Source organism: Dyadobacter sp. CY351 (genome assembly GCF_021502625.1).
Classification (GTDB): domain Bacteria; phylum Bacteroidota; class Bacteroidia; order Cytophagales; family Spirosomataceae; genus Dyadobacter; species Dyadobacter chenhuakuii.
In genome coordinates, this window is sequence record NZ_JAKFFU010000006.1 from 153,913 (window position 1) to 167,574 (window position 13,662).

10 protein-coding genes are annotated in these 13,662 nt (G+C 48.1%); 3 read left to right on the plus strand and 7 right to left on the minus strand.

The window, feature by feature from the left end; genetic code table 11:
* Nucleotides 1-8 precede the first annotated feature (8 nt).
* The 5 genes from L0660_RS13135 to L0660_RS13155 form a co-directional block, all read right to left on the minus strand.
* Nucleotides 9-1,484 carry a DUF1501 domain-containing protein gene (locus L0660_RS13135; RefSeq protein WP_235159880.1) on the minus strand — a complete coding sequence of 492 codons (1,476 nt, stop codon included), beginning with the start codon at nt 1,482-1,484 and terminating at the stop codon, nt 9-11.
* A 204-nt stretch (nt 1,485-1,688) separates the two neighbouring features.
* Nucleotides 1,689-1,847, minus strand: coding sequence for a hypothetical protein (locus tag L0660_RS13140; protein WP_235159881.1), 159 nt, complete (start codon nt 1,845-1,847; stop codon nt 1,689-1,691).
* Nucleotides 1,848-2,182: 335 nt separating this feature from the next.
* Nucleotides 2,183-4,942, minus strand: a complete 2,760-nt coding sequence (locus L0660_RS13145; protein WP_235159882.1) for a DUF1553 domain-containing protein — start codon at nt 4,940-4,942, stop codon at nt 2,183-2,185.
* 432 nt (nt 4,943-5,374) lie between these two features.
* Nucleotides 5,375-6,349 carry a c-type cytochrome gene (locus tag L0660_RS13150; RefSeq protein ID WP_235159883.1) on the minus strand — a complete coding sequence of 325 codons (975 nt, stop codon included), beginning with the start codon at nt 6,347-6,349 and terminating at the stop codon, nt 5,375-5,377.
* Nucleotides 6,350-6,558: 209 nt separating this feature from the next.
* Nucleotides 6,559-7,941: an AraC family transcriptional regulator gene (locus tag L0660_RS13155; RefSeq protein WP_235159884.1), complete on the minus strand. Its 1,383-nt coding sequence runs from the start codon at nt 7,939-7,941 to the stop codon at nt 6,559-6,561.
* A 94-nt stretch (nt 7,942-8,035) separates the two neighbouring features.
* Between L0660_RS13155 and L0660_RS13160 the strand changes: the two genes are divergently transcribed.
* The 3 genes from L0660_RS13160 to L0660_RS13170 are packed head-to-tail and all read left to right on the plus strand — an operon-like array spanning nt 8,036 to nt 10,086.
* Nucleotides 8,036-8,572 carry a hypothetical protein gene (locus L0660_RS13160; protein WP_235159885.1) on the plus strand — a complete coding sequence of 179 codons (537 nt, stop codon included), beginning with the start codon at nt 8,036-8,038 and terminating at the stop codon, nt 8,570-8,572.
* Between the two features lie 54 nt (nt 8,573-8,626).
* The gene (locus tag L0660_RS13165) at nt 8,627-9,394 is read left to right on the plus strand and encodes an LVIVD repeat-containing protein (RefSeq protein ID WP_235159886.1); all 768 of its coding nucleotides are present in this window, start codon (nt 8,627-8,629) and stop codon (nt 9,392-9,394) included.
* The gene (locus L0660_RS13170) at nt 9,391-10,086 is read left to right on the plus strand and encodes a hypothetical protein (RefSeq protein WP_235159887.1); all 696 of its coding nucleotides are present in this window, start codon (nt 9,391-9,393) and stop codon (nt 10,084-10,086) included. Before L0660_RS13165 ends, L0660_RS13170 begins: the two co-directional genes overlap by 4 nt.
* Here the strand turns inward: L0660_RS13170 and L0660_RS13175 are convergent.
* A complete protein-coding gene (locus tag L0660_RS13175; RefSeq protein ID WP_235159888.1) occupies nt 10,083-12,335 on the minus strand; it encodes a TonB-dependent receptor domain-containing protein in 2,253 nt (750 codons plus the stop codon). The two genes, L0660_RS13170 and L0660_RS13175, sit on opposite strands and share 4 nt — an antisense overlap.
* Nucleotides 12,313-13,662 (minus strand): HTTM domain-containing protein, encoded by a 1,350-nt coding sequence (locus L0660_RS13180; RefSeq protein ID WP_235159889.1) that lies wholly within the window; start codon nt 13,660-13,662, stop codon nt 12,313-12,315. The genes L0660_RS13175 and L0660_RS13180 overlap by 23 nt, the downstream gene beginning before the upstream one ends.

The following is a 13,662-nucleotide window of genomic DNA, read 5'->3' on the forward strand; positions in this document are numbered from 1 at the left end:
GTTTAGTACTAGGCAATAATTTCTTTTACAACCTTTCCTTCTGTGTCGGTAAGCCGGAAATTGCGCCCCTGGAAAGGATAAGTGAATTTTTCGTGGTCAAAGCCCATTAAATGCAGGATAGTTGCTTGTAAATCATGAACATGTGTTCTGCCTTTGGTGCCATAGTAACCCAGCTCGTCGGTTTCTCCGTGTGAAAATCCTTGTTTAGCGCCGCCGCCTGCCATCCACATTGTGAATGCATCCAGATGGTGGTCGCGGCCCATGAATGGCATTACCAATCCGTTCCGGTTCTCCTGCATGGGCGTCCTTCCAAATTCTGCACCCCAGATCACGAGCGTTTCTTCCAGTAACCCGCGCATTTTCAAGTCCTTGATCAATGCTGCAACGGGCTGATCAGATTCGCGGCATTTCTGACGAAGCCCACCTTCCACATTATGGTCTTTGGATGTGCCATGGCCGTCCCAGCCCCAGTCAAAAAGCTGCACAAACCGCACATCGTTTTCAACCAGTTTGCGCGCCAGCAGGCAATTCATCGCAAATGTGCCTTCCCCCGGCTTAACGCCGTACATATCCAGGATAAATTGCGGCTCCTTGGAAACATTAATCACCTCTGGAACGGACATTTGCATGCGGAAAGCCATTTCGTATTGACTGATGCGCGTCAGGATTTCTGGATCTTTTACGTCCTCATAAGTTTGTTTATTGATCTCATTAATGGCTTCGATGGTCTGCTTGCGCATATCGCGGTTCATGCCGCTAGGATCACCCACATACAAAACCGGATCGCCGCCCGTTCTGCATTGCACGCCTTGGTAAACCGACGGCAGGAACCCGCTGCCGAAAACGCTTTTGCCGGCGTCGGGCTGCTGTCCGCCGGAAGCAAGCACGATAAATCCCGGTAGATTCTGATTTTCTGAACCCAATCCATAAACCGACCAGGCGCCCAGACTAGGCCTGCCCAGCCGCGGGCTTCCCGTATGCATAAGCAATTGTGCAGGCGCGTGGTTGAACTGATCTGTATGCATGGCTTTCAGAAATGTGATCTCATCCGCAACCGTTTGCAGGTAAGGCAGATAATCCGACATCCACGCGCCGGATTGCCCGTATTGTGCGAAATGTCCCTGAGGTCCCAGCATTTTCGGCACGCCTTGTATAAATGCGAATTTTTTGCCCTCTAAAAATTCCGCCGGGCAGTCCTTGCCATGATATTTCAGCAATTCGGGCTTGTAATCGAACAGTTCGAGCTGCGACGGCGCGCCGGCCATGTGAATGTAAATGACGCGCTTGGCTTTGGGCGCAAACTGCGGAATACGCGATTTGGCCACTTCACCACCCGCATTGTTTGCAGTCGTCGAAGGTCCGCAGGAATCCAGCATTGTGCCGAGGCCCAGGGCACCCAACCCAAAACCCACCGACTGCAAAAAGTGCCGCCGCGTTTGATGAAGCAATGCTGTATGTTGGAGTTCTTTTTTGAGGTTTTGCATGATTTCGATCTTTGGTAATCCCCGGGATAAATCCCGGGGTAAAATATCTGGCGCCCCTGATGGGGCTTTTTTTGCTTGTTGATCCGTTTTTTAACCCGGGATGAATCCCGGACATGGGCTTTTGCTTGTTGACCCGTTTTTTAACCCGGGATGAATCCCGAGTCTTGAATATCGTTCGCCCCTGACGGGGCTTTTGGTGCTTAACTAACTTGTTCCAGCCAATGCCTGGTTTTTATCAAAAAGAGCCATCGGCTCGAACATTTCCTTGCCCAGGATTTCAACCTTGGTCTTTGATGAAAAGTGCTTAACTAACTTGTTCCAGCCAATGCTTGGTTTATCAAAATGAGCCATCGGCTCGAACATTCTCTGGCCCAGGGTTGAAACCCTGGTCTTTGATGAAAAGCGCTTAACTAACTTGTTCCAGCCAATGCCTGGTTTTTATCAAAAAGAGCCATCGGCTCGAACATTCTCTTGCCCAGGGTTTCAACCCTGGGCTTAGAAGAAAAGTGCTTAACTAACTTGTTCCAGCCAATGCCTGGTTTTTATCAAAAAGAGCCATCGGCTCGAACATTCTCTTGCCCAGGGTTTCAACCCTGGGCAAGAGAAGAAAAGTGCTTAACTAACTTGTTCCAGCCAATGCCTGGTTTTTATCAAAAAGAGCCATCGGCTCGAACATCCCTGGGCCAGAGATGTTCGAGCTATTCCTTTGTAATGACATTATCAAGATTCAGCATCACATTGGCTGAGATGGTGAGCGCGGCCAGTTCGGGGGTGCGCTCTTTTCCGTAGGCCAGGATGCTGTCTGCTTCCACTGGTTTTTTCTTGTAGGCGTCAAGGGCCTGTTTGTACACTTTTACGAGCACATTCAGGTTTTTTTGTTCAATGTTCTGGAATGTGAGCATGCGGTAACCTTCTTTTAATTGCTGTTCAGGCGTTTTTCCACGCTGCTGCATCCGGGTTGCCAGCTTTTCGGCTGCTTCCAGATAAACCGGATCATTCAATGTAACCAGTGCCTGCAAAGGTGTATTGGTCAAAATCCTCCGCGACTGACAGAATTCCCGGCTCGGCGCATCGAATGTGACCATCGAAGGGTAGGGGGCCGTCCGCTTCCAGTAAGTGTAAACTCCCCGGCGGTAACGGTCTTCTCCTTCGCTTAAAACCCACTTTTCACCGCTGTAAGGCGATTGCCAGATCTTATCCGGCTGAGGTGGCATGACGCCCGGCCCATACATCTTATCCGAGATCAAACCGCTGCATGCCAGCGCCTGGTCGCGAACCTGCTCGGCACTAAGCCTTACGCGCGGGCCACGCGATATCCAGATGTTGTACGGGTCTTTTTCTAGTTTGTTCTCGTCCGTTTTGGAGCTCTGACGGTAAGTGGATGACATTACGATTGTTTTCAGCATCTTTTTAATGCTCCATTTGTCTTCCTCCATAAACTTGACTGCCAGCCAGTCCAGCAGCTCGGGATGTGTGGGCTCGGCTCCCTGGGAACCGAAGTCTTCTACTGTTTCCACAATTCCTTTTCCAAACAACTGCTCCCAGAACCGGTTTACGATCACGCGGGAGGTCAATGCATTATCGCGGCTTACGATCCATTTGGCCAGGCCTACACGGTCTCTTGGTGCGTCTTTGGGCATAGGAGCCAGGAGCTTGGGCACGTCTGGTTTCACTTCTGCGCCTTTTACCATCCAGTTCCCTCTTACAAAGACATTTGTCTTTCGTGCAAAATCACCCTTTCCTTCCCAGATTACAGGCATACTCTCGGTTTGGCGCGTCAACACGGTGGCATAGTCGGCTACAATGTTGTTGTATTCAGGTTTGTCCTTGCCTGGTAAAGCTTTCTGGAACGACATCCAGGTGATGCGCACCCATTCTTCCGGATTATTAGGACTTTTTAAGGATAGGAAAATGTCGTGTTTTCCAGGCGTTTTTGTCAGCGGTGCAATGATCACCGAGTCCCTGGCGGGCACCTTGATCTGCGAGATTACGGGTCCGTCCAGCTTGTCCAGATGCAGGGAAAGAACAGCGTTCTGGGCTTTGGTTGACACGTTCATAACCACATTGTCGGCCTCGGAAAGATCCACCTGGGCAATCCTTGCATTCCCATTGTTTTTTACACCATAATAGGAAATCAGCAGGACCGTGGACTGGTCACCTTTCACGAAATTATGTGCGTTAATTTTAGGCTCCATCACTTTCATAAACTGCGTAACCTGAGGCAGCTGCTCCGGTTTATTTTGCCTGATCCAGCTTTTGACACGCTCCACGCGGACAGAATCTTCGCCCTTATAAAAACGCATCTTAGGCCATTCGTCCCACACATCTTCGTCGCGCGTGTTATTGAAAAACGCCATGTATTTGTAATAATCCTCATGCGGAATGGGGTCATAAGGGTGGCTGTGACATTGTATACAAGCAAATGTGGTTCCCTGCCACACTTCCCAGGTTGTGTTCACGCGGTCGATCTGGGCGGCGGTCCGGAACTCTTCATCGTCGGTGCCGCCTTCGTTGTTGGTCATGGTGTTGCGGTGATATCCAGTGGCGATCATGTTCTCTTCCAGCGGGAAGCCGTCTTTGTCTTTTTGTAACAGATCACCCGCCAGCTGCTCAATGGTGAACTGGTCAAATGGCTTGTCCTCATTAAAAGATTTGACCACATAATCGCGGTAACGCCACATGGTCCTGCCGCCATCACTTTCATAGCCTTTTGTATCCGCATAGCGCGCCAGATCCATCCACATAGACGTCCAGCGCTCTCCGTATGCGGGTGATTTGAGCAGTCGATCGACCACTTTCCCGTAGGCGTTTTCAGATTTATCATTGATAAAATCAGCGACTTGCTTCTCAGTAGGTGGCAGCCCTGTCAAGTCCAGACTGACACGGCGGATCAATGTTGCCCGGTCGGCTTCGGCAGACACATGGAGTCCCTTATCCTTTAATTTATCCAGAACAAAATGGTCAATTTCGTTCGTAGCCCACTTTTTCTCTTCATTATCGAACAAGCCAAACAGGTTACTAAAGCCATTCAGCGAAGGCACATCGGGTTTTTCAATTTTTTTATAAGACCAATGCGTTTCCCACTTGGCTCCCTGGTTGATCCATTTTTCCAGAATATCAATTTCTTCTTCCTTTAATGGCGTGCCGTTTTTGGGCATTTTTTCATCGGGATCATCGCTTAATATGCGGCGTATCATTTCGCTGGCGTCCGCGTCGCCGCGCACCACGGGGATCTTGCCCGATTTGCCCGGTTCGAGCATTTCGTGTTCAAACAGGAAGCTTACGTCGCCCGCCTTTTTCACGCCACCGTGGCAGCCCATGCAATGTTTATTCAAAATAGGCTTCACCTCGGTGTTGTAATCCACCGAGGAAGGGGCTAGCGAGCCTGAAAGCCAGAAAAAGGAAGATACGGCAATGATGAGAATCCCAGCGCCGATAAATATTCTGTTACTCAGCATCCTTCAATCTTTTTGTTAAAAAAATCAATTGCCTATGACTACTGCCAGGTCGCATTCTGCTTCCCATTTGGGTTGCCCAGCAACGCTATCACCGGCAGAGGTAAAACATAGTCTTTTGCCTTAGCTACCCGGTCGACATGGTATTTTTTGGGCAAAATGTTTTATTAATTAACAAGATAATCAATTGGACCGCGAGATTTACTCTTTCGGCGGAGTTCCGGATGCTTGAAGAAACTATATTATAAGCGAAAAGGGCCAATCCCGAAGAATTGACCCATTTTCTTAACGTTGAGTATATACATCCAATTATAAGCATTGTTTATAAACAGGATGTTTCGTCCTAAGCAGACGTCAATCTTTTCTTACTATAACAATATCCAATTTATTTTGCGGTAAAGTAGCAGTTACAAAACAAGAGAAATCAGGTTTGGATCAGTTGGGAACGAACTTGGTAACCATGTTATTTTTTGGTTCGAGGGTCCTCAGATAGGCATACATCGCTCTCAAATCTTTTTCTTCAATGCCCGAATACATGGCCCAGGGCATCACGGTGTTCATATCTTTCGGGCCTACTTTGGGGGTTACGTAATTTGAGTCCTTGTAAATTTTGAAGCGCTTCACAAAGGCATCCTCACTCCACGAACCGATCCCGGTTTTAACGTCTGGTGAGATATTTTGAGAAGTGACGGTTCCGGATGGCAGTTTAAATTCCTGTCCTCCTCCAAATTCACTGCCTGGCACAATGTTGCCTTTTTCCCGCTTGCTATGGCAATCCACGCAGGATGCGGATGTTACCAGATATTCGCCTGTGGCCAGAATATTATCTTCGGAAGGACGTTTGCCCGGCGCTGCCTTTGCTGGCATAGTATTGATTAAAATTGAAACCGGAAAGTCGGGCTCGGAGGCCGGAATGTCCTTTTTAACGGGACTCAACGTCCGCAAATATGCGATAATGCTATGTACATCTTCGGGGTCCATTTTGCCATAAGCATGGTAAGGCATAACCGGAAACATTGCTTTCCCATCTTTATTAACACCCGTTGTAATTGCGCGGAAAAGTTCGCCGTCGGTCCAGTTTCCTATGCCGTAGGGTGTGATGTTTTTGGAAATAAATTTGCCGGGGAAACCCAGTTTCTGGTCGAAGATTTCGCCGCCGCTACCCATATCCACACCTGTAATCGGACCAGCAAACAGGTTCCAGTCGCGGGTGCTGTGGCAGTCCATGCAGACAGTGACATGATTGGCGAGATACTTGCCGCGTTCCACTCTGGCGGGCGTTCTTTCAACTGTAAGTTCCGGCGCATCGCCGACATTGGGAAGTGCTAATGTAACATAGGAAGCAGCCGCAACAGCCACTACAACAAAAAGAAGAATGATGATTCCGATAACTTTGAAAAGTTTTTTCATAGGGTCCGATTAGGGTTTTACAAATTGCAAAAGTAAGAAAACCGGACACTTTACTATCGGCTAAGCGGTTCACCCTGAGTTCTTTTTGGCGGAACTTATTAAACGGTCGGCGTGGAGGAATGGAAGAGGTGGCCATGCCACGGATGAACAAATGGACACTAATCGCATTCGTGCCTATTCGTGCATCCGTGGCACTATAAAGAAGTCAATTACTTGATAATCTGATCAATAAGCAGCTGATAATGTGCTTGTTGGCCGGAGGTGGAAAGCCAGTCGCGGACAATGAATTTGAAAAACAGCATCGGCGGCTCATGATGGTCAATAGCAGCCTGGAAATAGACCAGGGCCTCGCTTACATGGCCAATGGAAGCATTTACAATGCCCATATCATAATTGGAAACCACCTGTGTTTTGCTCAGCGAGGTCATTTGGGTGAGGATATCGCGGGCACTTTCCGTTTCATTAGACAATCCGAACAACACACCGCATGCACTGAGTGTAATGCCATTATAATTGATTTCCAAAGCCGTTTCCAGCGCTTCCTGTGCTTCCGGATAGTTCCTAAGCGTGATCAGATTAAGGCCAATGATCAGGTGGCCGCCCCAGAATGAAGGTTCCAGAGCCACCAGCTTCTGTCCCTGTTCAACGGCTTTTTCGAAATTTCCTGCAATCCAATAAACATACGCTGCGTAAAAATTATTGATCAGTGAAAAGGGTTCGAGGGATAATGCCAGGGCAGTTTTTTCCAACGCCTCCTCATAACGATCGCTCAGTGCGAGATAGAGCGCGTACTGCCCGATAAGGTCGGCCGCGTTCCAGTTCAGTTCCAATGCTTTGGCAAAAGAGGCGGATGCGCTTTTGAAATCCCATTCATGCAGCATTTGCATCCTCGCTATGGCAAGATAACTTTCCGCAATGCCGTCGTCGAGTGCAAGGGCCTGCTCGGCTGCATGCTTCATCAGCGGCAGCGCCTTAGCCGCAGGAAGATGCCGGTAAAACCACATATTAAGATAACACGACGCAATGCCGGAGTAAGCGATCGAGTAGGTGGGGTCCAGGTCAATGGCTGACTCAAAATAGCCGATGGCTTTCTGATATGTGTCCGGCCCGTCAAACTTGTTATGGTAAAAACGGCCGCGCAGATAGAGCTGGTAAGCCGCTTTATTGTTGGTGTATCGTTTGAATGTGCTGATGGGTTCATCACCCAGAAGCTGGACTTTGATCGCATTCATGATGGCCAATATGATTTCGTCCTGAACCTCGAAAATGTCGTCCAAGTCACGGTCATAATGCTCAGACCAAATGTTGGCCCCGTCCGCAGCACGGATAAGCTGCACATTGATCAGCAATTTTTCGCCCGAATTCCGGATGCTTCCTTCCAGAATGTGCTCCACGTTGAGCTGCTCGCCAATGTGTTTCAGATCCTGGTTCTGACCCTTAAAAATGAAAGACGAAGTCCTTCCCGCAACCTGTAAGCCTGGAACGCGGCTTAATACATTGATGATCTCTTCGGTAACCCCGTCGCTGAAATACTCCTCTTCGGGATCGTAGCTCAGGTTTGCAAACGGTAATACGGCAATGGTTGGTTTCATGGCTTGATAAGTTTGAAAATTCAGTATTTTACTTGCAACTATCTTATGCAACATTGTGTCTGAAAGAAAAACGGCAAAACCCAATGGCTGCACAATGAAAAATCTTTTACATCTATGCCTGCTTCTTATCATCGTCGCCTCGTGCATCACAGATAGCAATGATCCTTCTGAGCGATTTCCTTTCGACGGCACAGGTTACCGGCCCAGGTACAGCTCCGCCGAAGATGCGGCCAGGATAGAGGTCATCGCAGCGCAGCCTTTGTCAAAACCAGGGAAGATATATGTGCTCGACGATTATCTGTTCATTAATGAATCCGGCCATGGCATTCACGTTGTCGATAATTCGGATCCTAAAAACCCGAAGAACATCTCCTTCATTTCCATTGCCGGAAATTACGACATGGCAGCGAAAGGGGCGTTTCTATATGCGGATAATCTCACAAATCTGGTCGTTTTCGACATTAGTAATCCAAAATCGCCCAAGCTTACCAAGACAATTCCCAACGCTGTTCCGGGGACTGACTATCCGCCTGTCAGCAATGTATATTTTGAATGCGTAGAAAGTAAAAAAGGCATTGTGACAGGTTGGGAAAAAGTGCCGATGGCAAAGCGGCCCAATTGCTTCCGGTAAGCAACATTGAAATATCCGAATATTCAAGTGAAAGGCAGAAAACGAAAGTTAACCATGAAAAAAATTGCTCCATTTTTATTTGCAGGACTCGCTATTCTTGGATTAGTGCTGATCCTGACCGGCTGTGAGGATGGCGGAAACGATTCAGCATTGAACCCGCAAACAGGCTCCGGCGGTTCGATGGCGAGGTTTGCGATAACAGGCAATACGCTGTACATCGTTACTAAGCAATCGCTCGAAGTGTATGACATTGAAAACGGGGCGAATCCGGTCAAAGCGGTAAAAAAGGATATGGGCGTTGGGATAGAAACCATATTTCCCTACCGCGACAACCTTTATATAGGAGCCATGGACGGCATGTATATTTTTAACAACACCGATCCGCGAAACCCCGTGTTAGAGAGCAAATTTCAGCATATCCAATCATGCGATCCGGTGGTGGTGCAGGGAAAATACGCGTATGTAACATTGCGCAGCGGTGTTACTTGCCGGGTACAAAATTCAGTCAGCTCGCTTGACGTCGTGGATGTGAGTGACCCGGCCGCGCCGAAAATGGTCCACACACAACGAATGACCTCGCCTTACGGCCTGGGTGTCTCGGGAAACAGATTGTTTGTGTGCGAGGGAAGCGTCGGGCTTACCGTGCTGGATATCACCGATCCTACCAAGCCTGTTTTTAAAGAGACAATGGGAGATCTGCCCGCTTACGATATCATTGTCAGGAATAAGCATATGATTGTTACTGGCGGAAAAGGCCTTTTCCAATACAAGCACGACAATGCGGACAATATCGAATTTTTAAGCAAAATCCCTGTCCTATGAGGTTATTTCTAGCTGTTTTTGTGGGTTGCTGCTTGTCGGGACTCGCTTCTTTTGGTCAGATAGATGCTGAAACGGCGCAAAAGCATGTGATCGTAAAATTTGCGCCCTTGTCACTTTTTGATTTTGATAATGCAGTTCAATTCGGAGTCGAAGTTCCGTTAGGTACCACAGGGATGTCTTTACAGCAGGATTTAGGCTATGGTCCGGCCGCAATGAACACTTGGTACAGCCAGGGAGTTGACCGGCCCAATAAGGAAGTCTTCAAAAGCAGGACGCAGCTGCGTTATTATTACCTGACGAGGCGCCGCATGAAACCCTACATAGCTGGTGAACTGCTATTGAAAAAAGTGATTTACAGGGATAATAAATGGGTTGGAATGGAATGTGACCAGCCCTGGGGCAATTGTGGTTACGTTGAAAATACACTTGTAAAAACCAGGCGCATGGTGCATGCCGGTCATGTTAAAGCCGGCATGCAGTTCTATTTCAGCAGCCGGATAGCGCTTGATCTTTTCGCAGGATTAGGCTTCCGCAACATCCGCGTGCGAACCATCACCGACCTCCCCGACAACACCAGAATCCCCCGCTCCGACCGCTGGTTCGAATACGACACACCCAACGAAAGTGAGTTCCTACCCAGCCTGGCCCTGGGCTTTCATTTCGGGATCATTCTGGGGAAGTTTGAGGATTAAATCTTAACCTGCAATGTCACGTAATAACCTCTTCCGTCTGAGGGGAGGATGCCGGGGCCGGGGTAGCCGGTGGCGCGGCGGGTGAAGTACATTTCATTGGTGAGGTTGTTGATGCTGGTTTCTAGTTTCAGGCGCTTCCACTCGTAGGAGAGGCTGAGATCCATGATCTTGTATGCTGGAATAATGCCTACCACGGACGAAACGCCTCCTTCAACGGCATTGGTTGCTTCCGAAAACTGGTCGGTCAGATGCGTTAGCTGGAAGGAACCTTTCAGCTTTTTGTATCCAACTCTCAGACCGGTCTTTAAATTTACCTTTGGAACAAATTCAACTTCATTGCCCTGAACACCAGGAATTTCGCTGTTTTTATATTCTGATTTTATGAAAGCAATGTTGGCAAAGACCACAGTGCTCCACTCCTTTTCTTCCGGGTTTGCCAGTTTGAAAAAATCAGCTTCTGCATACGACTCAACACCCGTGATAATGGCCTGGCCCACATTGCTGCGCAGCCTAAGAACCCGGTTGCTTTCGTCGTAAAACTGCACTTCTCCGATCCGGTTGTTATAGTTGAGATAAAAAAGGCTGACGTCGTAATTGAAAAATGCAGTCTGATGGCTTCGGAAACCGAGGTCGATGCTGTAACCTTTTTCGTCTTTCAGGTTCGGGTCGATCACGGAGGAAGGATTTGAAATGCGCATGTCGCTGAATGTGATCGAGCGGTAGTTTTGCGAAATATTTCCGTAAACCTCCACATTTGAATGTGGCTTATAGCTGACACCGACACCTGCCAGCACAAAATGACGCCCGTTTTTACGATTTTCCTCGGTGCGTGTAATATTGATAATGTTGCCTGCCAGATCGCGTGAAATGTTGCCATAGAAGCCATCTGCGGTTGTTTTTATATACTCAAACCTTACACCCGGCGTAATGGAGAGCCGGTCGGAGAGATAAAAAATGTTCTCTGCAAACAGCGATACGTTCCTGTTTGGAAAGCGGTAATCGTAAGTAATGAAGCGCTCTGGCTCGACGAAATTGAAATCAGCATCCTTGGCACTGGTCCCTACGCCCTGCAAACTGTGATTATAGCCATGATAGAAACGCCCGCCCACGAGCAGTACAGACAGTTTTTTGGCTACAAAATACCTTTTCAGATAACGCCCCTCAGCGCCCCAGTTCGTAAAATTACCTTTGATCAAATCGCGCTCGCTATTGTCATCGATCGTCGCAACACGGTTGGGCCTGAAACCCAGTGAATAGCGGTGTGCTGAAAGTCCGAAGAGCCTTACATTGAAATCACTGGTTTCACTTAATTTCTGGTCAAAATGCAGGGCGAGCATGTTCCAGCCAACCTGGAACCAGTTTCTTTCACGGTTGGTCTGCCTTGGATCTTGCAGAAACATCGCATCAGAAAGGCCGCCCGGCTGCTTAGCAAGATAATCCATGTGTGTGACATCAATGCCAATGCTGGTTTTATCCGAAATCTTATAGTCGATATCTGCATATGCTGTTTTATTCTGAAAATGCGAATTCTCCCGCCAGCCGTCGCCTTTTTTGTATTGAAAAAAAGTGTAGTAACTCAGCTTTCCCACCGTGCCGCTGGCGCTGGTGAATGTGTTATAAAAGCCAAAAGACCCGACGCTTTGCCGGGCAGTGATTTCCAGTTTTTTGTCTGCCACAGGCTTGCGCATTACAAAATTGATCAACCCGCCGAATTGTGTGCCATATTGCAGCGATGCCGCCCCGCGGACAATTTGAATCCGGCCCACGGCCTCGATAGGAGGGGTGTAGTAACTTTCAGGATAACCTAATGCGTCCGCACTGATGTCGTGGCCATTCTGGCGAACATTAAAGTTGGAGGTCCGGTTGGGATCCAGGCCGCGGCCACCAATGCTCAGCTGTAATCCGCCGCCGTCATTTTCCCAAATATTAAGACCTGCAACCCGTGAATAAACTTGCCGCGCATTGTTGGTAGAAAGGTTGGCAACGAGTTGATCGGGCGTGATAACCTCGGATTTTTTGCCTTCGTAAATGCCCATATTTTCAACTCCGCGAAGGCGCGAGAAACCGAAATCCGTTGCTTTTTCGGTCACGGTCAGTTCCTTTAAATTCTGGTCGCTGGAAATGCCGGAAGTGGCGGCAGCACTGTCCGGTTTTGGCGTTTTTTTGTCGGAAGTGCGCGATTGCGCATGGGCGACACATGAAAGGGCCAGTAAAAAAATGATAATGTTAAAGCCCTTTGATCTCATCATTGAAAGGAATAATCCAGGATTTGTGTTGGAAAGAATCAGTTTGTTTGGCCAGGTCCACCGCCGGATCGATCATCGGCTTGCCTATTCTGCCATTGAGCGCCACATAGGAATCCACATAGACCTGTGGCGTTTCGAAACCCGCCGCCGCGTAATGATCGCGGAGCATGTGTGCGTATTGCAGGATCATATCGGGCTGGGTGGACATCATTTTTTCTTGCAAGCGCGTCAGGAAGTCGTTATTATTGACGATTTGTTTCTTGCCTGAGGCGTCGGTGACCGTGAATTGCGTGTAACCGGCTTTTTCCATCAGCATAACCCGCCAGGAAAACCGGTAACCTTCCTCCGTCCAGAAAAGCTCATCGGAATACATCAGATAACGGAACGGAAAGGTGATTTGGAATATAAAAAACAGTGCAAAAACGGTCAGTAGTAAGGGTTTGGCAATGCCTAAAACAATGTACGAGCGCTTTGGCCTGATAAATCGGATCGGCAGATTTAAAGCAAAACTAATAGCGTCGATGATTTTCTGGTGCATTTCTCCCGGAAAAAAAACGAACGCAGTCACGATCATAATGTATGGAAACATGCCGATCGGAAACAGAATGGCCGTTAATAAGTGAAAAATGATCACGGAAATGAATGCATAGGGACGCGTTTTTTTGTTCCAAAGCAAAAATCCAATGCTCAGATCGTAAACGCAGCCAGCCCAGCTGAACAGGTAGGGTGTCCATTTGTAATTAAATAGACCACCGATCACGGGCAGATCATTCTGCGAAGGAAGCCAGATTTTCAATGGTAATGCGTGTAAAAGCCAGTCGCTGTTGAGCTTTGCCAGTCCTGCGTAAAAATAAATGATGCATACCAGTAACCGGATGCTGTCGATGCACCAGCTGGGCAGCTGGTCGGCCAGTAACTTTTTGTTTCGGTAAGCGTCAAAAGAAAATGATGCGTGTGCAGGCAGGAAAATCAGCATAAAACTTACCATACTCACAAAATAGTAGTGGTTCAGGTAAGTGCTTTTGTCCATCAGCTCAATGTAAGCGAAAGATAGGAAGAGCATAATGGCCGATAACCTGTAAAACAACCCGGCAGCAACCAGCAGGGAAGCCACGGCGCAAACCCCGAATAAAACATAAGTCCATTCTCCCAACGGCCGGATGAATTCGAAGCCGAAAAAGGGAAAATGAAATTTTGGTAAAATATACAAGTCGCTGATCCAGCCTTTTGCCCAAAAACGGCAAATGCTCAAAAAGAGCATGATGCCGAAAATGACCCGGAATAAGGCCAGCGTTGCAGCCGGAGAATATCGGTTGAAATATGCCCGCAT